The 21,031-nt window shown below is 64.3% G+C and carries 18 protein-coding genes and 5 tRNA genes; 12 read left to right on the plus strand and 11 right to left on the minus strand.

The window, feature by feature from the left end; all coding sequences use genetic code 11:
• The first annotated feature begins 141 nt into the window (after positions 1-141).
• From HALO32_RS10680 to ttcA, 3 genes are all read left to right on the plus strand, one after another.
• Positions 142-1,965: a putative nucleotidyltransferase substrate binding domain-containing protein gene (locus tag HALO32_RS10680; RefSeq protein WP_151443863.1), complete on the plus strand. Its 1,824-nt coding sequence runs from the start codon at positions 142-144 to the stop codon at positions 1,963-1,965.
• Between the two features lie 42 nt (positions 1,966-2,007).
• Complete coding sequence (locus HALO32_RS10685) at positions 2,008-2,634, plus strand: 3'-5' exonuclease (RefSeq protein ID WP_151443864.1); 627 nt, start codon at positions 2,008-2,010, stop codon at positions 2,632-2,634.
• Between the two features lie 81 nt (positions 2,635-2,715).
• Entirely contained in the window at positions 2,716-3,636 is a 921-nt protein-coding gene (gene ttcA / locus HALO32_RS10690; protein ID WP_151443865.1) for a tRNA 2-thiocytidine(32) synthetase TtcA, read from the plus strand.
• A 135-nt stretch (positions 3,637-3,771) separates the two neighbouring features.
• On the opposite strand, the gene fnr is transcribed toward ttcA, so the two are convergent.
• The 11 genes from fnr to ccoN form a co-directional block, all read right to left on the minus strand.
• Positions 3,772-4,515, minus strand: coding sequence for a fumarate/nitrate reduction transcriptional regulator Fnr (fnr, locus tag HALO32_RS10695; RefSeq protein ID WP_151443866.1), 744 nt, complete (start codon positions 4,513-4,515; stop codon positions 3,772-3,774).
• Between the two features lie 115 nt (positions 4,516-4,630).
• Positions 4,631-6,007 carry an oxygen-independent coproporphyrinogen III oxidase gene (gene hemN / locus HALO32_RS10700; protein ID WP_151443867.1) on the minus strand — a complete coding sequence of 459 codons (1,377 nt, stop codon included), beginning with the start codon at positions 6,005-6,007 and terminating at the stop codon, positions 4,631-4,633.
• A gap of 96 nt (positions 6,008-6,103) precedes the next feature.
• Positions 6,104-6,802, minus strand: coding sequence for a sulfite exporter TauE/SafE family protein (locus HALO32_RS10705; protein ID WP_151443868.1), 699 nt, complete (start codon positions 6,800-6,802; stop codon positions 6,104-6,106).
• Positions 6,802-7,017 (minus strand): cbb3-type cytochrome oxidase assembly protein CcoS, encoded by a 216-nt coding sequence (gene ccoS, locus HALO32_RS10710; protein WP_151443869.1) that lies wholly within the window; start codon positions 7,015-7,017, stop codon positions 6,802-6,804. The genes HALO32_RS10705 and ccoS overlap by 1 nt, the downstream gene beginning before the upstream one ends.
• Positions 7,014-9,500: a heavy metal translocating P-type ATPase gene (locus HALO32_RS10715; RefSeq protein WP_151443870.1), complete on the minus strand. Its 2,487-nt coding sequence runs from the start codon at positions 9,498-9,500 to the stop codon at positions 7,014-7,016. Before HALO32_RS10715 ends, ccoS begins: the two co-directional genes overlap by 4 nt.
• A 3-nt stretch (positions 9,501-9,503) precedes the next feature.
• Complete coding sequence (locus tag HALO32_RS10720) at positions 9,504-10,016, minus strand: FixH family protein (RefSeq protein ID WP_151443871.1); 513 nt, start codon at positions 10,014-10,016, stop codon at positions 9,504-9,506.
• Positions 10,016-11,449: a cytochrome c oxidase accessory protein CcoG gene (ccoG, locus tag HALO32_RS10725; RefSeq protein WP_225809941.1), complete on the minus strand. Its 1,434-nt coding sequence runs from the start codon at positions 11,447-11,449 to the stop codon at positions 10,016-10,018. Before ccoG ends, HALO32_RS10720 begins: the two co-directional genes overlap by 1 nt.
• Positions 11,450-11,588: 139 nt before the next feature.
• Entirely contained in the window at positions 11,589-12,518 is a 930-nt protein-coding gene (ccoP, locus tag HALO32_RS10730; protein WP_151443872.1) for a cytochrome-c oxidase, cbb3-type subunit III, read from the minus strand.
• Positions 12,515-12,730: a cbb3-type cytochrome oxidase subunit 3 gene (locus HALO32_RS10735; protein WP_151443873.1), complete on the minus strand. Its 216-nt coding sequence runs from the start codon at positions 12,728-12,730 to the stop codon at positions 12,515-12,517. Before HALO32_RS10735 ends, ccoP begins: the two co-directional genes overlap by 4 nt.
• Before the next feature lie 2 nt (positions 12,731-12,732).
• Positions 12,733-13,341, minus strand: a complete 609-nt coding sequence (gene ccoO / locus HALO32_RS10740) for a cytochrome-c oxidase, cbb3-type subunit II (protein ID WP_151443874.1) — start codon at positions 13,339-13,341, stop codon at positions 12,733-12,735.
• Between the two features lie 23 nt (positions 13,342-13,364).
• Positions 13,365-14,789 carry a cytochrome-c oxidase, cbb3-type subunit I gene (gene ccoN / locus HALO32_RS10745; protein ID WP_151443875.1) on the minus strand — a complete coding sequence of 475 codons (1,425 nt, stop codon included), beginning with the start codon at positions 14,787-14,789 and terminating at the stop codon, positions 13,365-13,367.
• Positions 14,790-14,985: 196 nt separating this feature from the next.
• Between ccoN and HALO32_RS10750 the strand changes: the two genes are divergently transcribed.
• The 9 genes from HALO32_RS10750 to HALO32_RS10790 all read left to right on the plus strand — a co-directional run.
• Complete coding sequence (locus tag HALO32_RS10750; RefSeq protein ID WP_192576488.1) at positions 14,986-15,675, plus strand: alpha/beta family hydrolase; 690 nt, start codon at positions 14,986-14,988, stop codon at positions 15,673-15,675.
• A gap of 137 nt (positions 15,676-15,812) precedes the next feature.
• Positions 15,813-15,888: transfer RNA gene (locus HALO32_RS10755), tRNA-Val, on the plus strand.
• A gap of 46 nt (positions 15,889-15,934) precedes the next feature.
• A tRNA-Asp gene (locus HALO32_RS10760) sits at positions 15,935-16,011 on the plus strand.
• 27 nt (positions 16,012-16,038) lie between these two features.
• Positions 16,039-16,115: transfer RNA gene (locus tag HALO32_RS10765), tRNA-Asp, on the plus strand.
• A 39-nt stretch (positions 16,116-16,154) separates the two neighbouring features.
• A tRNA-Val gene (locus HALO32_RS10770) sits at positions 16,155-16,231 on the plus strand.
• A gap of 3 nt (positions 16,232-16,234) precedes the next feature.
• Positions 16,235-16,311: transfer RNA gene (locus HALO32_RS10775), tRNA-Asp, on the plus strand.
• A gap of 182 nt (positions 16,312-16,493) precedes the next feature.
• Complete coding sequence (locus HALO32_RS10780; protein WP_151443876.1) at positions 16,494-18,506, plus strand: NADPH-dependent 2,4-dienoyl-CoA reductase; 2,013 nt, start codon at positions 16,494-16,496, stop codon at positions 18,504-18,506.
• Between the two features lie 266 nt (positions 18,507-18,772).
• The gene (locus HALO32_RS10785) at positions 18,773-20,695 is read left to right on the plus strand and encodes a PrkA family serine protein kinase (RefSeq protein WP_151443877.1); all 1,923 of its coding nucleotides are present in this window, start codon (positions 18,773-18,775) and stop codon (positions 20,693-20,695) included.
• A 30-nt stretch (positions 20,696-20,725) separates the two neighbouring features.
• Positions 20,726-21,031 (plus strand): DUF444 family protein (locus tag HALO32_RS10790; protein ID WP_151443878.1); only part of this gene is annotated, 306 nt, incomplete at its 3' end.

A 21,031-nucleotide genomic window follows, 5' to 3' on the forward strand; every position in this document is an offset into this window, starting at 1 on the left:
GACGATGGTCTAAGGCCGCCAGGATAGGACGATTGTCTAGGTTATTCACGGAAACCCGACTTTGCTATCTTGGATCATCTCTGGAGGCGAAGCGCAACCAAGCCAGTGGTGTGATGACCGCAGCGCTACGAGGACAATCCCATGGTCGATGTAGAACTTTCACAGCCCCCTTTCACCTTGCTCGACGAGGAAGGACGGGAGCGCGTTCGTAGCGGCATCGATCTGGCCTATTTCGATCGTGACGAGATCATCCTCGATGCCGGCCAGCCCGGCGAGTACGTTTTCCTGATCCACAAGGGCGAGGTCGCCGAGTTGGACCCGACCCTGCCCGGCGCCCAGTCACGCATCGGCCATTACACCGCCGGTGACCTCTTCGGGGCCATCAGTATCCTCAACGGCAAGAGCCGCTATCGCTTCCGGGCCGAGCAGGAGAGTCTCTGCTACCTGTTGCCCAAGGGGTTGTTCAAGCAGCTCTGCGAGGCGTATCCGGCCTTCTCGGAATTCTTCCGCCAGCGCTTGGCTCAGAAGACACGGCTGCTCACCGAACACCGCGCCGAGGGTGGGGTGACCATGGCCGGTTTCATGCTCGCTCGGGTCAGCGAATGCATGCGCGATCCACTGCTCGTCGAAGATACGACCAGCATTTCTCAGGCGGTCCATACTCTGAACGACAGTCATGCCGACAGCCTGTTGGTGAAGGGCGAGGCCGGACCGGGCATGGTCACCAAGACCGATCTGCTCAATGCCCTGGTGCTCGAGGAATTGGCCCAGGATAGGCCGGTGCAGGCGGTTGCCCATTTTGAGCTGATCACGGCGACGCCGGGCCAGTACCTGTTCGAGGTGCTGGTCCAGATGACCCGCTTCAAGGTGGAGCGGGTGGTGGTGATGGAAGATGGCGCGCCGGTAGGGGTAGTGGAGTTGACCGACGTGCTCAGCTATTTCTCCAGCCGCAGCTACGTGGTCAGCCTGCAGGTGGAGCAGGCCAACAGCCTCGAGGCGCTGGCCGCCGCCAGCCGCCGGACGCCGGAGCTGGTGCAGGCCCTGATGGCCCAGGGTGTCAAGCTGCGTTTCGCCATGGGGCTGCTGGCGGCCCTCAATGGGCGCATCATGAACAAGGCCTGGGGCTTTCTGATCGATGAGCGCTACCACGCCGATAGCTGCCTGATCGTGATGGGCAGTGAAGGGCGTGGCGAGCAGATTCTCAAGACCGACCAGGACAATGGCCTGATACTCGCCGACGATCTGGAATGGCCCGACTGCCACGAGCAAATGCAGCGTCTCACCGAGACGTTGATCGAGCTGGGCTATCCCCCCTGTCCGGGCGACATCATGGTCTCCAACCCGGAGTGGGTCGGCACCGAGACCCAATGGCGCGGGCGCATCGCGCAGTGGGCGGGGAGTCGTGATGGCGATAGCCTGATGCGGCTGGCCATCATGCTCGATTCCCACGCCGTGGCCGGCAATCCAGCCCTGCTCGAGCGGCTGCGCGAGGAGCTTTTCGAGCGCTGCAGCCGTGACGAGATCCTGCTCTCCTACTTCGCGCGTACGGCGTTGCGCTTCTCCACGCCGTTGACCCTTTTCGGGTCGCTCAAGAAGCCGCAGCACGGCGTCGATATCAAGAAGGGGGGAATCTTTCCCATCGTTCACGGGGTGCGCACCCTGGCACTGGAGCGTCGCATCACCGCGACCTCCACTCTGGAGAGGCTCGAGGCGCTGGTGGCCGATGGTCGTCTGGAAGAGCGTTTCGCCGAGGATCTGGGGGAGGCGCTCTCGCTGTTCACCGAGTTACGACTGCGCCAGCAGCTCGAACGCCTCGACGGCTCACAAGGGCGTGGCGAGGAGCCCGATCGGGTGGTCGTCCAGGAGCTCTCATCGCTGGAGCGGGACCTGCTGCGTGAGGCGCTGCATATCGTCAAGGACTTCAAGCAGCGGCTGTCGCACCGCTTTCACCTCGAGTATTCCTGAGACACGAGGTGGCCAGGGAGCGACAACAACAGGAGTTTATTCATGCTCAAGGCACTGCGGCGCGCCGCCGATCGCCGACGACAGGCTCACGGTGACTATGGCTGGCTCTTCTCCCCTTACACCGGGGACGAGATGATTGCGATCAAGTGCGAGGCTACCGGCCTCAATACCCGCCGCGCCGAACTGGTCTCGGTGGCGGCGGTGCGGATTCGTGGTGACCGCGTCCTGACCAGCGATTCGCTCTATCTGCGCCTGGCGAGGCCGGCGAGTCTCTCCGGCGACTCGATCCGCATCCACGGCCTGCGTGGCATTGACCTGGCCGATGGGGCGGACGTCGAGGAAGCGCTGGCACGACTCCTGGACTTCATCGGCAATCGCCCGCTGGTCGGCTGGCGTCTGGACTTCGATCTGGCGATGCTCAATCGCTACCTGCGTCCTCTCTTTGGCTTTGAGCTGCCCAACGCCGGCATCGATGTGGCACAGGCCTATCGGCGCCAGCTACGTCTCAGCCATCCGGAGGTGGATGTCCGGCCGCGCTTCGAGCAGGTGGCCGAGCGCCTGGGCGTGCCGGTCATGGGGCGTCACACGGCCCTGGGCGATGCCGTCACCACGGCCCTGATCCACCTTCGACTGAAGCGGGGTCCCATGCTGGCGGCGCGGTTCTGCTGATCGGGTGCGCTTCGCCTGGCCATGGCGAGGGTGTTAGGATAGCGTCCGTCATTTCCAGCCGCCCAGGCAGCGCCCGAGACCATGCAAGACGCCCTTATGTTCGATCCCCGTGACGACACCACCGCCCCCGAAGGCCTGACCGCTGGTAAGCCCGCGTCGACCCGCGAGGGTCTCGACGCCAGAGGCAAGCGCGAGTTCAACAAGCTGCAGAAGCGCCTTCGTCGCCAGGTGGGCAAGGCGATCATCGATTACGGGATGATCCACGAAGGGGATCGGGTGATGGTCTGTCTGTCCGGGGGCAAGGACAGCTATACGCTGCTGGAGATTCTGCGCAACCTGCAGCGCAATGCCCCGGTGACATTCTCGCTGGTGGCGGTGAATCTCGATCAGAAGCAGCCCGGCTTTCCGGAGCACATACTGCCAGCCTACCTGGAGGCCATCGGCGTCGAGTACCATATCCTCGAGCGTGATACCTACTCGGTCGTCAAGGAGAAGACCCCCGAAGGCAAGACCACCTGCGCCCTCTGTTCGCGACTTCGGCGGGGCTCGCTCTATGGCTTCGCCGAGGAGATCGGCGCCACCAAGGTGGCGCTGGGCCACCACCGCGAGGATATACTCGAAACGCTGTTCCTCAACATGTTCTTCGGCGGCAGCCTGAAGGCGATGCCGCCCAAGTTGCTTTCCGACGATGGCAGGAACATGGTCATCCGGCCGCTGGCCTACAGCAGGGAGGCGGAGATTGCCGAGTTCGCCCGGCTGATGGACTTCCCGATCATTCCCTGCAACCTCTGCGGTTCCCAGCCCAACCTGCAGCGCCAGGTGGTCAAGGAGATGCTGGCCGAGTGGGAGAAGACACATCCCGGTCGTCTCGAGAGCATGTTCAAGGCGGTCACCAAGGTGGCGCCCTCTCAGTTGGCCGACCGCGAGCTCTTCGATTTCGCCGGCCTCGAGGCGAAGCAGGCACGGATGCAGGCCGACCGCATCGATATCCTGAATGAGTAATCCAGCCACAAACAGCAAGGCTCAAGAAACAAGGAACCCCATCGAGCTTTTGCACGATGGGGTTCTTCATTTTCGGCCGAAGGCCAGACAGACTCTGGCTTGCAGCTTGCAGCTTGCAGCTTGCAGCTTGCAGCTTTAGTGCGTGCCCTCTTCCTCGGCGACCTCGATCAGCGTATCCAGGTCGAGTATGTTCACTTCGCGACCCGAGACGGCCACCAGCCCCTGCGACTGGAAACGCCCTAGAATCCGGCTGACGGTTTCCACGGCAAGCCCCAGATAATTTCCGATGTCGGCTCGGGACATGGAGAGTCGGAAGCTGTAGGGGGAGTAGCCGCGACGGCGGAAGCGGTCAGAGAGGCTGGTGAAGAAGGTGGCCAGGCGCTGGTCAGCGGTCTTGCGCGAGAGCAGACGCATCATGCGGCGATCGTCACGCATCTCCTTGCTCATGCTGCGGTAGAGTTGCCCGCGAAGTTCGGGTAGTGACTCGGAGAGGGTGTCGAGGCGGTCGAAGGGGATCTCGCACACCGTGGTGGTCTCCAGGGCGATGACCGTGCCGGGATAGCGCTCCCCGTCGATACCGTCCAGTCCCACCAGCTCGCTGGGCAGGTAGAAGTTGGTCAGCTGGTCCTCGCCGCTGCCCTCGGTGGTCACCTGCTTCAGGCTGCCGGAGCGTACCGCGAAAACGCAGGTGAAGGGACTGCCCTGGCGGAACAGCGACTCGCCCTTCTTGAGCGGCGCCCGACGCCGGATGATGGCGTCGAACTGGTCCATGTCCTGAACCTCGAGCGCGAGGGGCAGGCAAAGCGAACTCAGACTGCATGTCTGGCAGCGGGTCTCGTTCAGCAGTGTTCGGCGCCTGCCGGTCGCGGTATCGGGCATGCTCTCCTCCATCGATGATGTCTCGGAGACAGTATGGAGGATAGTCGACTACCGGCAAAGCATCTCTTAGGAGGTACCTCTCTGCGCACATTTGAGATGCCGTGTGTCCGTCTGGTCAGCCGGCACGAGCATCGAAGACCGCTGCCAGGCGGTGGATCAGCAGTCTCCCCGTCGGCGTGACCTCGATACGCTGTTCGCGTCGCCGCACCAGGCCGTCACGCTCGGCCGGTGCCAGCCGTGCGAGGGCATCGCCCAAGTGTCTGCCGGCATCCAGCCCGAATTCCTGCCCGAGGGTGGTCAGGTCCAGACACATGTCGCACATCAGGCGCTCGATGGCGCGAGCCCGCAGGTGGTCGTCGTCGGTCAGTCGCAGGCCTCGTTCCACGGGAAGTCGGCCGGCATCCAGGCGTGCCTCGTACTCGCCGAGTGTCATGGGATTGCGGGTGACGCTGTCACCCAGTCGGCTAAGGGCCCCGACGCCCAAGCCCAGATGGTCGCATGGCGGGAATGCGCTGTAGCCGTTCAGGCAGCGCGACAGCTTGCCTCGGGCCTGAGCAATGGCCAGTGGATCCTCGGGCCGGGCGAAGACTTCCATGCCGATATGGACATAGCCGGCATCGGCAAGCATCGCAAGGGCGGTGTTGAGGATGGCGAGTTGCTCATCGGCTTGCGGTAGATCCTCGGCCCGAATCCGCCGCTGAGCCGTGAAGCGCTCGGGTTGGTGCGTATAGTGGAATAACGACAGGCGGGCCGGCGCCATGGCAATCACCTGCTCGAGGGTTTCGGCAAAGCTCTCGCGCGTCTGACCGGGAAGGCCATGCATCAATTCCAGCCCCAGCGAGTGGAAGCCCAGCCGGTGGGCTTCGTCGACAAGCTGTTCAGTGAGTACTTGAGGCTGGTAGCGATTGATGGCGCGTTGGACCCGCGGATCCAGCTCCAGTACCGACAGGCTTAGCCGGTTGAAGCCCAGCGCCTGGAGGTGGCGCAGGGTAAAGACATCGGCTTCCCGGGGATCGATCTTGATGCTGTAGTCCCGGTGGCGCGAGTTCGAGAGACCGAAGCGCGCGTCGAGCCGGTCGATCAGGTCGCTCATCTGGCCCAGGGTCAGGAAGGTCGGCGTTCCGCCCCAGTGGAGTTGCGAAATTTCTCGCTTGCTATCCAGGTGGCGCGAGACAAGGACCATTTCCCGGTCGAGCCGCGAAATGTAGGGTTCGACGCGACGAGGGTTCGACGCGGTGATTCGGCTATTGGCACAGTGGTGGCAGTTTTGGCGGCAGAAGGGCAGGTGCATATAGACTGACAGGTCCCGCCCGCTGGCGTTGCTGTGCGCCAGAGCTGTCGCGAGTTCAGTATCGGAGAAGCCTGTCGTGAGGCTTTCGGCGGTGGGGTAGCTCGCATAGCGCGAGCCGGAACCATATCGGCGCAGCAACCCCGCATCGCGGATCAAGGCGATGCCCTGAGGATGGTCGTCGATGATGGCTCGAGCAGTCATGAACGGCACTCCGGAGGTTTAACGTGCCTTCATGCTAGCGGTGAGCGCCGGTGACCGCGTTGAGCTGCGTCAAACGAAGTGAAATTCGCCCGGGGGTCAGTGGCCTGCCGAAACGGGTAGCAGCGCCCACAGTTGCCATAGAGCAAAGGCAATGATCGACAGTGCGGCCAGCGTCCGAGTCGCCGGGTGGCGGATCAGGGCACCGAGCTGACGAGCCGCGAATCCGGTGGCCAGCAGTGCCGGCAGGGTGCCGAGACCAAAGGCGCCCATCAGGGCAGCGCCGCGCCAGGGCTCGGCAATGGCCAGGCTCCAGGCGAGCATCGAGTAGACGAGGCCGCAGGGCAGCCACCCCCAGATCGCCCCCAAGGCTACCGCCTGGGGGAGGTTTACCACCGGCATCAGGCGCCTGCCCAGCGGCTCGAGGTGCTTCCAGAGCCGGCGGCCCACGGCCTCGACGCGCAGCAGTCCCTTCCACCAGTCGGCAATATAGAGGGCCATCAGGATCAGCATCACCGCGGCGAGGGCCTGGAGGGCCAGGCGTACCTGGGGCGTGATGGCGACCAGGGTACCGAGGCCCGCTACCAGGGCGCCCGCCACCATGTAGCTGGCGATCCGCCCCAGGTTATACCCCAGCAGCAGCCCCGAAAGCCGCGCCGGGTTGCGCATGCTGGGCGGAACGGCGAAGGTCAGGGCACTCATGATGCCGCCGCACATGCCGATGCAGTGGGCGCCGCCGAGCAGTCCGAAGATGAAGGCGGCGGCTAGAGGCGGCAGGTCGAGGCCGGTAGGGTCCATCAGCCGCGGCGTTCTTCGTCGTCGGAGGGAGCATCGTGCTCAGCGGCTTGCCGGTCTTGCTTCGGGCGGTCGTTGTCGTCCTCGTCGAAGAGGATGCGATAGGCGGGCCCCTCCAGGTCCTCGAACTGGTCGTGCTTGACGGCCCAGAAAAAGGCCCAGACAGCCAGCCCCAGCAGGATCAGCGAGAGGGGAATCAGCAGGTAGAGGATGCTCATGCGTTCACCAGCCGTGGCGCGTCGCGATCGGTCTGCCGTGAGGGAGTGTCGCGGGTCAGACGCAGGGCATTGCCGACGACGACCAGGGAGCTCGCCGACATGCCGATGGCCGCCAGCCAGGGCGGCACGAAGCCCATGGCGGCCAGGGGCAGTGCCGAGATATTGTAGATCAGCGACCAGGTCAGATTCTGGCGGATGATCCGCCGGGTGGCCCGACCGGTCTCGATGGCTTCGACGATACGCCCCAGGCGTGGGCTGAGCAAGACGGCGTCGGCCCGCGTGCGCGCCAGGTCGGTGGCCCCGTTCATGGCGATGGCCACGTCGGCGCCGGCCAGGACCGGCACGTCGTTGATGCCGTCACCGACCATCGCCACCCGCTCCCCGCGGGCCTGCAGGGCCTGGAGTCGTTCCAGCTTGTCCTCGGGGGTGGCTGCCGCCTGCCAGGTATCGATTCCCAGGCGCCGGGCCATCTCCGCGACTGCGGAAGCGGTGTCGCCGGAAAGCAGTTCTACCGCCAGGCCCCGTTCCTGCAGGGCAATGACGGTCTCTCGGGCATCCCCTCGGAGGCGATCGTGGAGAGAGAACCAGGCCCGCGGCTGGCCCGCCTCGGTCAGCAGTAGCCACTGCCCTTCGCCGGGCAGTGCCGGTGGCGCTTCGGGGGCGGCAAACTCGGGCCTGCCGAGCCGCCAGCGGCGACCGTCGATCCGGCCCTCCAGGCCCTGGCCGGGTCGGCTGAGCACTTCGCTGGCCGTCAGGGTGGTGTCGCGATAGGGGCGGAAGGCCCGCGCAATGGGATGTTCTGACTGGGCTTCCAGGGCGGCCGCCACATTGCGTGCGCGATCCTCAGCGAGGGCGTCTTCCGGGTTGCCGATCGCGCGGGTCTCGACCAGGCTCATCTCCCCGCTGGTCAGGGTGCCGGTCTTGTCGAAGATCACCCGATCGAGCTGCGACAGCGTTTCCATGGCATCGGCGCGGGTGATCAGCACGCCACGGCGATGCAGGCGGCCATGGCCGGCGGTGAGAGCCGTGGGTGTGGCCAGTGCCAGGGCACAGGGACAGGTGACCACCAGCACCGAAAGGGTGACCCAGAGCATCCTGTCGGGGTCGATGAACCACCAGGCGACGGCGACACCGAGAGAGATCAGCAGTACCTGCAGCACAAAGTGATGAGCCATGCGCGCCGCCAGTTGGGCGACGCGTGGTCGGCTGGCAAAGGCACGGTCGGTGAGGTCGACGATGCTGGCCACCCGGGCATCGGAACCGGCATGGGTGACCTGCACCGTCAAGGGGCTCTCGATGTTCTGACTGCCGCCGGTCACGCGCTCGCCGACCCCGCGGGTCACCGGCAGGTACTCCCCGGTGAGCATGGACTCGTCGAGGCTCGACTCGCCGGACTCGATCACTCCGTCGGCCGGCACGCCATGACCGGGCTTGACCAGCACCCGGTCGCCGACATTGAGCTCGCTGGCGGGGAGGATGCGCTCCTCGCCTGCCTCGGTGAGGCGGGTCGCCGAGAGGGGCAGGGCCCCGGCAAGGGCGTTGCCGCTGTGCCCGCTGCGGCGCCGGGCGCGTCCCTCCACGTAGCGGCCGAAGAGCAGGAAGAAGGTGAACATGGCCACCGAGTCGAAATAGACGTCGCCATGGCCGGCGATCACCGCATAGCCGCTGGCCAGGTAGGCGCCGCCGATGGCCAGCGACACCGTCACGTCCATGCCCAGCACCCGGGTCTGCAGGTCGCGCAGGGCGTTGCGAAAGAAAGGCAGGGCCGAGAAGAGCACCACGGGGGTTGCCAGGGCAAAGGAGAGCCAGTGGAAGAGGGCGAGGAAGTCGGCGCTGATGTCATCGGGGCCGGACACGTAGATGGGGATGGAGAACATCAGTACCTGCATCATGCCCACGGCGGCGACGATCAGGCGGCGCACGTTCATGCGTTCCTCGTGCTGCAGTCGCTGCTGGGCTTCATCGGGCTCCCAGGGCTGGGCCGGATAGCCGATGGCGGCCATTTCGGCCAGGATCCGCGACAGAGAGACCCGTTCGGGGTCCCAGCTGACCCGCAGGCGATGGTGGGAGAGATTGACGGCGCTGGTCGCGATCCCGTCCAGGGCATTGAGTCGATGCTCGATCAGCCAGGCACAGGCCGCACAGGTGATGCCGTCCACGGCCAGGGTGACATGCACCGTTCCGTCGTCTCCGGGGTGCACGAAGCGTGCCTGCAGGCCGGGGTCATCGAAGACCGCCCAGGTCTCGGCGCGGGCAGTCTGGCGGTCGTCCGGCCGCTCGGGTAATTCGGTGCGGAAACGGTAGTAGCTCGCCAGGCCGCCATCGACGATGGCATGGGCCACGGCCTCGCAGCCAGGGCAGCAGAGGGGGTGGCGTGCTTCGTCGAGGGTGATCGACCAGGGGGCCTCTGCCGGCACCCTGCTGCCACAGTGATAGCAGCCGGGTGCGACCGTGGACGCTGGCTCGTGGGGTCTCGTTGGCAAACCTTAGAGCCCGGGAACCAGAGCGATCTCATCGTCGCTGGGGAAGTGGGCCTCGCCGGTGAGGCGCCATTCGGCATCCTGACCCTCAGCGGGTTGCAGTTGCAGGTACCACCGGTAGTTCAGCCGCTCGTCGACCATCCCCACGTAGCGACCTTCCCGGACATGCTCCAGGGTAAGCGAGCGGTCACGGTCGCTGTCGGTGGGAAAGATAAGGGCCAGGTGGAGGCGTTCAGGACGGCGCTCGCCCTGCAGGTCGACGACGATGTCACCGGTGCGGGTGTCGGCGCGCATGACCGCCTCGAGGCCCAGCGCCTGCGCGTGCTCCTGCTTGGCCAACTGCTCGTTGATGGCCAGGCCCTGCTCGTAGTAGTCACTGCCCACCGAGCCGTCGTAGTAGCGGATCGAAAGCGTCAGATAGACCAGGCTGAAGATGATCGAGGAGGCCAGCAGGCCGATCAGGAACCAGGGCCAGAATTGCTTGTACCAGGGCGGGATACTTTCGTGTTCCGCATTCATCAGCGGGTCTCTCCTATGAAACGGATATCGCGTTCGACGGCGATATCGGAGTTCTGCGCTTCCAGTCGCATGATGATCTCGGCGCTGGGCCGGTCGATGGACTCGGGAGGTACGCTGACCCGGATCACCAGTTGGCGAGAGTCGCTGGCGGGCACGCTGACTTCACGGGTGTCCAGGATCAGACCGGGTAGGCCGGAAGCCTCCAGGCGGTAAACATGCGCCTGGTTGTCGAGGTTGCGCACCGTCAGGGTATAGACGTTGCTGATGCGTCCGTCGGCGCTCGTCTGGAACATCCGATTGCGATCACGTTCCACGTCAAAATCCAGAGGCGTGCGGTCCGCCACCGTCCAGGCGAAGACACCGATCATCACCACCAGGGCAGCCAGGTAGCCCATCAGGCGGGGTCGCAGGATATGGGTCGGCTTGCCCTCCAGGGCGTTCTCGGTAGTGTAGCGGATCAGGCCGCGGGGATAGCCCATCTTGTCCATTACGCTGTCGCAGGCGTCGATGCAGGCCGCGCAGGTGATGCACTCGTACTGCAGGCCGTCCCGGATGTCGATGCCGGTGGGGCATACCTGCACGCAGAGATCGCAGTCGATGCAGTCGCCGTAGCCGGCGGCACGCGCTTCTTCGTGACTGAGATTCTTCTTCCTCGGGCCCCGTGGCTCGCCGCGTGCCGCATCATAGGAGACGATCAGGGTGTCGCGGTCGAACATTACCGACTGGAAGCGCGCATAGGGGCACATGTAGATGCACACTTGCTCGCGCAGCCAGCCGGCGTTGAGGTAGGTGAAGACAGTAAAGAAGCCGACCCAGAAGTAGGACCAGCCGTGAGCCTGGAGGGTGGGCAGTTCCATCACAAGGTCGCGGATCGGGGTGAAATAGCCGACGAAGGTGACTCCGGTGGCCAGCGCAATCAGCAGCCAGATGGCATGTTTGGCCGACTTGCGTCTCAACTTGTCGGTGGTCATCGGCTGCTTGTCGAGCTTGATGCGGCGGTTCCGCGACCCCTCAAGGCGGTGCTCGACCCAGATGAAGAGGAAGGTCCAGACGCTCTGCGGGCAGGTATAGCCGCACCAGACGCGACCGGCGAACACCGTGATGAAGAACAGGCCGAAGGCGCAGATGATCAGCAGCCAGGAGAGCAGCATGAATTCCTGGGGGTAGAAGGTCGCCGAGAAGATATGGAACTCCCGGCCGGGGAGGTCGAACCAGATGGCCGGCCGGTCTCCCCAGGGCACCCAGGGCAGCAGGAAGAAGCCCAGCATCAGGGCCCAGTTGGAGGCACGCCGCAGGCGCTGGAAGAAGCCCTTGATCTCCCGCACGTAGATGTGCCTTCGGCTGGCGTACATGTGCTGGGTGACCGCTTCCTGCGGCGTGTGATGCTCCACGGGATCCGGGGTGACATCGTGGGTCGGGATCTTCTCGCTCATGGCAGGCTCACGGCTGGCAAGGAGGGTCAGGGCCGGTATAGGGGCCGCTTGGTGATGCGTCTATTGTATCGGTGTGGCCACATAACGAGAAAGGGTGCGACCGGAGGCCGCACCCTTAGTCATACCGCAGGTCGTCGCCTCAGTCTTCCTGGCTCAGGCCGTAGACATAGGCGGCAACGAGGTGGACCTTGTTCTCACCAATATAGGCGGCCTGGGCCGGCATGTGACCGTTACGGCCGTTGCGCAGGGTCTGGCGCACGGAGTCGGCCACGCTCTGGCCTGGCGCCTGGTAGAGCCAGGCATCGTCGGTCAGGTTGGGTGCCCCGAGCCCCTGGTTGCCGGTGCCGTCGGGCATATGGCAGGCGGCACACACCGATGCGTAGGTGGCAGCACCGCTCTCGGCTCTGTCGGCATCATGCTCGAGACCGGAGAGCGAGAGCACGAACTGGGTCACGTTCTCGATGTTCTCGCCGCCCAACTGCTGCCAGGAGGGCATCAGGCCATTGCGGCCGTTGGCAATGCTGTGAACGATCTGCTCGGGCTCGTTTCCATACAGCCAGGCGTCGTCTGTCAGGTTGGGGAAGCCGTAACCGCCCTGGGCGCCCGAACCGTGACACACCGCGCAGTTGTTGAGGTAGATGCGCTCGGCGACCTGCATGGCCTCGCCGTCCTTGGCCAGCTCCGGAATGGGTATCTCCTCGTACTGGGCGAAGATCGGCGCAAAGCGCTCCTCGGCACGCGCTACCTCCTCTTCCCACTGGCCTTCCTGGGTCCAGCCCAGCAGGCCGGCGAAGTTGCCGAGTCCGGGGTAGAGCAGCAGATAGCCGAGCGAAAAGATGATGGTGCCGACATATAGCTGCAACCACCAGCGTGGCAGCGGGTTGTCGTACTCCTCGATCTCGTCCGCCGCATGGCCGGTGGTTTCGACGTTGCCCTCGGCATCCGGGGTCTTGTCGGTCTTGCGGTTGGCATAGAGCAGCCAGAAGGCAATCCCGATGGAGCCCAGCGTGATGACGATGATCCAGGCACTCCAGAAGCCGGAAAGGGAGTCACCCCAAAGATTATTCATGTGTTTCTGTCTCCCCTGTCATGGCGGGAATCGGTCTCGCGCGAGGCGCTCGTGTCACGGTTCGCCGCTGCATCATCCTCGTCGGCGAAGGGCAGATTCTTCGCTTCCTCGAAGTCCTTGTGGCGTCGCTTCGAGTAGGCCCACAGAGTGAGCCCGATGAAGGCGATGATCAGGATGCCCGTGATGATGCCGCGAAAGGTTCCGGTATCCATAGTCAGCGTGTGCCCTCGAGCACGGTGCCAAGCTGTTGCAGATAGGCGACCAGTGCCGTGATCTCCTGCTCGCCGCGCACCTCGCTGCCAGCGTTCTCGATCTGCTCGTCGGTATAGGGCACGCCCAGGGCCCGAAGGGCGCGCATCTTCTTCGGCGTGTCCTCGCCATCCAGGGTGTTCTCGAACAACCACGGATAAGCAGGCATGATCGACTCCGGCACCACGTCACGCGGGTTGTACATGTGCGCGCGATGCCAGTCGTCGCTGTAACGGCCGCCGACGCGGGCCAGGTCCGGCCCGGTGCGCTTGGAGCCCCACAGGAAGTTGTGGTCGTAGACCGATTCACCGGCCACGCTGTAGTGGCCATAGCGCTCCGTCTCGGCGCGGAACGGGCGGACCATCTGCGAATGGCAGCCGACGCACCCCTCGCGACGGTAGATGCCTCGGCCTTCCAGTTCCAGCGCGGAGAGCGGCTCGAGTCCCTCGACGGGTTCGGTTGTCTGCTTCTGAAAGAACAGCGGCACGACCTCGGCCAGGCCGCCGAAACTGATCACCACCAGGATCAGTACGGCAAGCAGGCCGACGTTCTTTTCGACGATCTCGTGTCTCATTGGTGTCGGTTTCCCCGGTTAGCTCAGGCAGTCTGCGGAATCGGCTGACGGGCGCCTTCGCCGCGCCGGACGGTCATGTAGACGTTGAAGGCCATGATCAGCATGCCAGCCACCCAGCACAGGCCGCCGATCAGGCGCACGATGTAGCCCGGGCCGCTGGCCTCCACGGATTCCACGAAGGTGTACATCAGGGTGCCGTCCGGGTTGATGGCGCGCCACATCAGGCCCTGCAGGATGCCATTGACCCACATGGAGGCGATGTAGAGCACGGTACCGATGGTGGCAAGCCAGAAGTGCACGGCAATCAGGTTTACCGAGTGCATCTCGGTGCGGCCGAACAGGCGCGGGATCAGATGGTACATGGAGCCGATGGTGATCATGGCCACCCAGCCCAGGGCGCCGGCATGCACGTGGCCGATGGTCCAGTCGGTATAGTGGGAGAGGGCATTGACGGTCTTGACGGCCATCATCGGCCCCTCGAAGGTGGACATGCCGTAGAAGGAGAGGGCCACCACCAGAAAGCGCAGGGTCGGGTCGGTGCGCAGCTTATGCCAGGCGCCGGAGAGCGTCATCATGCCGTTGATCATGCCGCCCCAGGAGGGGGCCAGCAGGATGATCGACATGATCATGCCCAGCGACTGGGCCCAGTTGGGCAGGGCGGTGTAGTGCAGGTGGTGCGGGCCGGCCCACATGTAGACCATGATCAGCGCCCAGAAGTGGACGATGGACAGGCGGTAGGAGTAGACCGGACGTTCGGCCTGCTTGGGCACGAAGTAGTACATCATCCCCAGGAAGCCGGCGGTCAGGAAGAAGCCCACCGCGTTGTGGCCATACCACCACTGCACCATGGCGTCGATGGTGCCGGCATAGATGGAGGTGGAGTACATGGCAGTGACCGGTATGGCGGCGTTGTTGACGATATGCAGCACTGCCACGGTCAGGATGAAGGCGGCGAAGAACCAGTTGGCCACGTAGATGTGGGAGGTCTTGCGCTGTTTCAGGGTCATCAGGAAAACGATGGCGTAGCTGACCCAGACCACGGCGATCAGGATGTTGATCGGCCACTCCAGCTCGGCGTACTCCTTGGTGGTCGTCATGCCCAGCGGCAGGGAGATCACCGCGGAGACGATCACTGCCTGCCAGCCCCAGAAGGTGAAGGCCGCCAGCTTGTCGCCGAACAGCCGGGTCTGGCAGGTTCGCTGCACCACGTAGTAGGAGGTGGCAAACAGTGCCGAACCGCCGAAGGCGAAGATGACGGCGTTGGTGTGAAGGGGGCGCAGGCGGCCGAAGCTCGTCCACGGCAGTCCCAGGTTCAGTTCCGGCCATACCAGCTGCGCAGCGAGGATGACACCGAGGGCCATGCCCACGATGCCCCACACCACCGTCATGATCGCGAACTGCCGAACTACCTTGTAGTTGTAGGTCGGGTGTTCAAGTGCTGTGCTCATGTCAGGTTCCCATCGAACGCGGTTAGGGGGTGTCCCGCGGCATTCTGCCTCGGGGTGACCTCCGCAGGATGATGCAGGTCTTTAACCAATCATGATTCTAGCGCAGGCGTGCGACAAGCTGAACACTCCAAAGTGTTGATTCATGAACGCGGAGCGGCTGAAATTGTCAGACTATTTTCATCAGGTTTTGCCTTCCATGGGGCGCGATATCCTGCATCGATTGCTGCGGGATGGTGATTCGGGCTGCTGGAATATCGAGGGGCTCGGCCCCCTGGAAGTGCGTGGAAAGTGCCGGGTGGGACGGCTACTTATGGCCCACGGTGCCGGTGTGGGGCAGGATTCAACCTTTCTGCAACGGTTGCGTGATGCACTGGCTGAGAGGGGTGTCCAGACGCTGGCCATCGAGTTCACTTATCTCCAGCAGATGCGTTCTGAAGGGCGGCGACGACCGCCGCCAAGGGTCGAGCGTCTGGTCGATGAGATGGCTCGCTGGTGCGACGGCATGTCGCATCGCGACCTTTCGCCACTCTGGCTCGGGGGAAAGTCGATGGGCGGGCGTGTCGCCAGTCTGCTGGCGGCTCGCGACGGTGCGCCGGGCCTGGTGCTATGCGGCTATCCCTTCCATCCTCCCGGCAAACCCGAAAGCCTGCGGCTCAGTCATTGGCCCTTGCTGGAGTGCCCGACCCTGGTGGTGCAGGGCAGCCGAGATCCCTTCGGGACGCTTGACGAAGTGGCGAGTTACGAGCTTCCCGTTTCGGCACGGCTGCACTGGCTCGAGGATGGCGACCACGACTGGAAGCCGCGTCGCGCCTCGGGCAAGACCCAGCCGCAACTGATCGACGAGGGAGCGGCGGTGATCGCCGACTTCATGACGGCCCACTCCTGACCCCCCCCCTCATGCGGCTGATGCGAGCAAGTCGATGAAAGGGCGGCGGTTCTTTGCTCAGGGATCTCGCTTCGCGTCGATATGAAAAGCGTTGACATTGATCCGGGCCCCTGTAGAATGCAGCGCCACGTGACCGAGGGTGGTTAGCTCAGCTGGGAGAGCACCAGCCTTACAAGCTGGGGGTCACAGGTTCGAACCCTGTACCACCCACCATCGCTTCGGCGATGTCCGATCATGTCGCAGGAAAGAAGATAGCAGCGGACCGGTAGTTCAGTTGGTTAGAATGCCGGCCTGTCACGCCGGAGGTCGCGGGTTCGAGTCCCGTCCGGTCCGCCAACATCTTCTCGTCGCAGGTCATCTTGCGGACCGGTAGTTCAGTTGGTTAGAATGCCGGCCTGTCACGCCGGAGGTCGCGGGTTCGAGTCCCGTCCGGTCCGCCATGATGGCAGCACGACAGCAGCTAAACAGCAGTAACGCGTGGGTGATTAGCTCAGTTGGTTAGAGCACCAGCCTCACATGCTGGGGGTCACTGGTTCGAGTCCGGTATCACCCACCACGCGGACCGGTAGTTCAGTTGGTTAGAATGCCGGCCTGTCACGCCGGAGGTCGCGGGTTCGAGTCCCGTCCGGTCCGCCATCTGCACAAGAATTCTTCAGCCCCGAGGCCTTCCAGGTCTCGGGGTTGTCTCGTTGGTTCCAGGCTTTTCCTTGCGCGCTCTCCGCTATTCTTGGACTTGGTCGATGATGCTTTGCATCATCCGGTGCGATTATCATACAGTTGTTTGAATCGACCGCCGTTCCGACCGTGAGGAGCCTGCCGTGAGTGCTTATCCCCAGCTGTTTCGACCCCTGAGGGTCGGCCACCTGACACTGCCCAACCGGGTGCTGATGGGCTCGATGCACACCAATCTCGAGGAGGCGCCGGGCGGTTTTGAACGGCTGGCGGCCTTCTACGCCGAGCGGGCCCGGGAAGGGGTCGGGTTGATCGTCACCGGCGGCATCGCGCCCCATCCCGAGGGCGCCGTGTTCCAGGGGGCGGCGACGCTGGAGCGACCCGAACAGGTAGCGGATCATCGTGGCGTGGTCGAGGCCGTGCATGAGGCCGGCGGTCGCATCTGCCTGCAGATTCTGCACGCCGGGCGCTACGCCTATACGCCGGAGCTGGTGGCACCCTCGGCGCTCCAGGCCCCTATCAATCCCTTTACGCCTCGGAAACTCGCCGGCGACGAGGTCGAGGAACGCATCGAGGTTTACGTGCGCTGCGCAAAACTCGCCCGGGAGGCCGGCTACGACGGCGTCGAAGTGATGGGATCGGAGGGCTATCTGATCAACCAGTTCATCTGTCCTCGCACTAACCATCGCGACGATGGCTGGGGCGGCAGTCTAGAGAACCGCCTTCGCTTCCCGGTGGAGATCGTGCGGCGCATCCGTGAGGCAGTGGGAGACGATTTCCTGCTTATTTTCAGGCTGTCGATGATCGACCTGGTGGAGGAGGGCAGCACCTTCGAGGAGGTCGTCACCCTGGGTCGAGCCCTCGAGGCTGCCGGCGTGGACATGATCAACACCGGCATCGGCTGGCATGAGGCGCGGGTCCCCACGATCGTCACCAGTGTGCCGCGGGCCGCCTTCACCGAGGTCACTCGGCGGATGAAGGCCGAACTCTCGGTCCCTCTAATCACCACCAACCGGATCAACATGCCGGAGGTCGCGGAGCGGGTGCTCGCCGAGGGGCACGCCGACATGGTGTCCATGGCACGCCCTTTCCTGGCCGATCCGTCCTGGGTGAGCAAGGCAGCGGAAGGACGCAGCAAGGAGATCAATACCTGCATCGCCTGCAATCAGGCGTGTCTGGACCAGATCTTCCAGGGGCAGGTGTCTTCCTGTCTGGTCAATCCCCGGGCCTGTCACGAGACGGAACTGGAGATCGCTCCAGCCGCTGAGCCGAAGGTCATCGCGGTGGTAGGGGGCGGCCCAGCCGGCCTTGCGGCCGCGGTCACCGCGGCCGAGTGCGGTCATGCCGTGACCCTGTTCGAGCGCGGCAACGAACTGGGCGGCCAGTTCAACCATGCTCGGCGGATTCCCGGCAAGGAGGAGTTCGAGGAGACGCTGCGCTACTACCGGGTGAGACTCGACAGGCTGGGCGTCACGCTGCGCCTGGGGGCCGAGGCGGATGTCCAGGCCCTGCGCGACTTCGATGCGGTGGTGCTGGCCACCGGCGTGCGGCCGCGCCGGCTCGCGCTGCCGGGCATCGACCATCCGAAGGTCATCGGCTACCCGACGGCGATCACCCATCCCGAGCGGGTCGGCCGGCGAGTGGCGATCATCGGCGCCGGGGGCATCGGCTTCGACGTGGCAGAACTCCTGACCCATGCCGGCGACGCCGCCCCGTCGGTCGCGACCTGGTGCGACGAGTGGGGAGTGGACCTGGGGGTGGCGCAGCGTGGCGGCCTCAAGGCGGTCGAGCGCCCCGTGAGCCCCCGGCAGGTCACCCTGCTGCAGCGCAAGGCCAGCAAGCCGGGCAAGGGGCTCGGCAAGACCACCGGCTGGGTGCACCGGGCTTCACTCAGGCACCGCGGAGTCGAGACGCTGGTCGGCTGCGAGTATCTCGGCATCGACGACGAGGGGCTGCATATCCGCCTCGATGGCGAGCCGCGCTGTCTCGCAGTCGATACCATCGTGGTCTGCGCCGGCCAGGAGTCAATCCGTGAGCTGCTTGCGCCGCTCCAGGCAGCCGGTACCGCCGTTCATGTCATCGGCGGTGCCGACGAGGCGGCAGAACTCGATGCCCGTCGGGCCATCGAGCAGGGAACTCGGGTGGCCGCAGGTCTCTGAGGTCCGTGGCTCGATCACTTGCGCCTTGCTGCCGCTGACGACTCGCTATCCTGCTCCGTTGGGGCGGCGTTGTGTTAGCGTTTAATCCTTCGTGATTCCTTATGAACCGAGTGACGTTCGCCGAACTCTTATCAGGTGAGGGCTCGGGTGCGTTGATTGATAAGGCAAACCGTTATCCGCTGATGCTGTCTACGCTGATGAGACCCCACCCTGGCCTGTCACTGCCATGTCGAGTGGCCGGGGATTCGGGCATACAGGAGGCACCGATGAGCATCTTCGATCATGTGCAGAACCGCTTCGCTCGCGTCCAGCAGGAAGAGATGAGCCTGCAGGAATATCTGGAACTCTGCCGTCGGGAGCCCGTGGCCTATGCCTCGGCGGCCGAGCGGATGCTGGAGGCCATCGGCGAGCCAGAGGTGATCGATACCGCGAAGGATCCGCGGCTGTCCCGCATCTTTTCCAACAAGGTGATCCGCCGCTATCCGGCCTTCGCCGAGTTCTACGGCATGGAAGAGGCCATCGAGCAGATCGTGGCCTACTTCCGTCATGCCGCCCAGGGCCTCGAAGAGCGCAAGCAGATCCTCTACCTGCTCGGCCCGGTGGGTGGCGGCAAGTCATCCCTGGCCGAGCGGCTCAAGCTGCTGATGGAGAAGGTCCCCTTCTATGCCATCAAGGACTCCCCGGTCTACGAGTCGCCGCTGGGCTTGTTCTCCCCGGAGGAGGACGGTGAACTGCTGGAGGAGGAGTACGGCATTCCCCAGCGCTACCTCAAGAGCGTGATGTCACCCTGGGCCGCCAAGCGTCTCAAGGAGTACGGCGGCGATATCTCCCAGTTCCGGGTGGTGCGCCTCTACCCCTCGCGGCTCAACCAGGTCGCCATCTCCAAGACCGAGCCCGGCGACGAGAACAACCAGGACATCTCCTCGCTGGTGGGCAAGGTGGACATCCGCCAGCTCGAGCTCTATTCCCAGGATGACCCGGACGCCTACAGTTTCTCAGGCGGACTGTGCCGGGCCAACCAGGGGCTGATGGAGTTCGTCGAGATGTTCAAGGCGCCGATCAAGGTGCTGCATCCGCTGCTGACGGCGACCCAGGAGGGCAACTACAACCCCACCGAGGGCATGGGGGCGATCCCCTTCGACGGCGTGGTGCTGGCTCACTCCAACGAGAGCGAATGGCAGACCTTCCGCAACAACCGCAACAACGAGGCTTTCCTCGACCGGGTCTACATCGTCAAGGTGCCCTACTGCCTGCGGGTCACCGAGGAGATCAACATCTACAAGAAGCTGCTCGAGCACTCCTCGCTGGCCGAGGCGCCCTGCGCGCCGGATACCCTGCGCATGCTCGCCCAGTTCTCGGTGCTCTCACGCCTCAAGGAGCCGGAAAACTCGAGCATCTACTCCAAGATGCGGGTCTATGACGGCGAGAACCTCAAGGACACCGATCCCAAGGCCAAGTCGATCCAGGAGTATCGCGATGCCGCCGGGGTCGACGAGGGCATGGAGGGGCTGTCGACGCGCTTTGCCTTCAAGATCCTCTCCAAGGTCTTCAACTTCGACAACCATGAGGTGGCGGCCAACCCGGTCCACCTGCTCTACGTGCTCGAGCAGCGCCTGGAACAGGAGCAGCTCCCGCGGGAGACCTTCGAGCGCTACCTGCGCTTCATCAAGGAGTTCCTGGCCCCGCGCTACGTCGACTTCATCGGCAAGGAGATCCAGACCGCCTACCTAGAGTCCTATTCCGAGTACGGCCAGAACATCTTCGACCGCTATGTCACCTACGCCGACTTCTGGATCCAGGATCAGGAGTACCGGGATCCCGAGACCGGCGAGTTTCTCGACCGCCAGGCCCTCAACGAGGAGCTGGAGAAGATCGAGAAGCCGGCCGGCATCTCCAACCCCAAGGACTTCCGCCACGAGGTGGTCAACTTCGTGCTGAGGGCGCGGGCCCAGAACAACGGCATGAACCCCAGCTGGCAGTCCTACGAGAAGCTGCGTGGGGTGATCGAGCATAAGATGTTCGCCAATACCGAGGAGCTGCTCCCGGTGATCTCCTTCAACGCCAAGGCTTCGACGGCGGACCAGAAGAAGCACGAGGACTTCGTGGCGCGCATGGTCGACCGCGGCTACACCGAGAAGCAGGTGCGCCTGCTCTCCGAATGGTACCTGCGGGTTCGCAAGTCGCAGTGACGAGGCTTTGCCAAGAGCCGGGAGGTCTGCATGACCTATTTCATCGATCGCCGAGCCAATGCCAAGCACAAGAGCGCGGTCAACCGCCAGCGCTTCCTCGACCGCTACCGCACCCATATCAAGCGGTCGGTCGAGGAGGCGGTCAACCGCCGTTCGATCACCGACATGGAGCGTGGCGAGAAGGTCTCGATTCCCGCCCGGGATATCTCCGAGCCGGTCTTCCAGCATGGCCCGGGGGGCAGGCGCGCCATCGTCGCGCCGGGCAACAAGGAGTTCGTCGAGGGGGACCGGCTGCGCCGCCCCGGCGGCGGCGGGGGCGGCGACGGTGCCGGGGAG

The sequence above is a fragment of the Halomonas lysinitropha genome (assembly GCF_902500215.1).
GTDB classification, from domain to species: Bacteria; Pseudomonadota; Gammaproteobacteria; order Pseudomonadales; family Halomonadaceae; genus Halomonas; species Halomonas lysinitropha.

Coding starts and splice junctions, on each gene's coding strand:
- HALO32_RS10680 (WP_151443863.1), top strand. CDS start 142: ATGGTCGATGTAGAACTTTCACAGCCCCCTTTCACCTTGCTCGACGAG.
- HALO32_RS10685 (WP_151443864.1), top strand. CDS start 2,008: ATGCTCAAGGCACTGCGGCGCGCCGCCGATCGCCGACGACAGGCTCAC.
- ttcA (WP_151443865.1), top strand. CDS start 2,716: ATGCAAGACGCCCTTATGTTCGATCCCCGTGACGACACCACCGCCCCC.
- fnr (WP_151443866.1), bottom strand. CDS start 4,515: ATGCCCGATACCGCGACCGGCAGGCGCCGAACACTGCTGAACGAGACC.
- hemN (WP_151443867.1), bottom strand. CDS start 6,007: ATGACTGCTCGAGCCATCATCGACGACCATCCTCAGGGCATCGCCTTG.
- HALO32_RS10705 (WP_151443868.1), bottom strand. CDS start 6,802: ATGGACCCTACCGGCCTCGACCTGCCGCCTCTAGCCGCCGCCTTCATC.
- ccoS (WP_151443869.1), bottom strand. CDS start 7,017: ATGAGCATCCTCTACCTGCTGATTCCCCTCTCGCTGATCCTGCTGGGG.
- HALO32_RS10720 (WP_151443871.1), bottom strand. CDS start 10,016: ATGAATGCGGAACACGAAAGTATCCCGCCCTGGTACAAGCAATTCTGG.
- ccoG (WP_225809941.1), bottom strand. CDS start 11,449: ATGAGCGAGAAGATCCCGACCCACGATGTCACCCCGGATCCCGTGGAG.
- ccoP (WP_151443872.1), bottom strand. CDS start 12,518: ATGAATAATCTTTGGGGTGACTCCCTTTCCGGCTTCTGGAGTGCCTGG.
- HALO32_RS10735 (WP_151443873.1), bottom strand. CDS start 12,730: ATGGATACCGGAACCTTTCGCGGCATCATCACGGGCATCCTGATCATC.
- ccoO (WP_151443874.1), bottom strand. CDS start 13,341: ATGAGACACGAGATCGTCGAAAAGAACGTCGGCCTGCTTGCCGTACTG.
- ccoN (WP_151443875.1), bottom strand. CDS start 14,789: ATGAGCACAGCACTTGAACACCCGACCTACAACTACAAGGTAGTTCGG.
- HALO32_RS10750 (WP_192576488.1), top strand. CDS start 14,986: ATGGGGCGCGATATCCTGCATCGATTGCTGCGGGATGGTGATTCGGGC.
- HALO32_RS10785 (WP_151443877.1), top strand. CDS start 18,773: ATGAGCATCTTCGATCATGTGCAGAACCGCTTCGCTCGCGTCCAGCAG.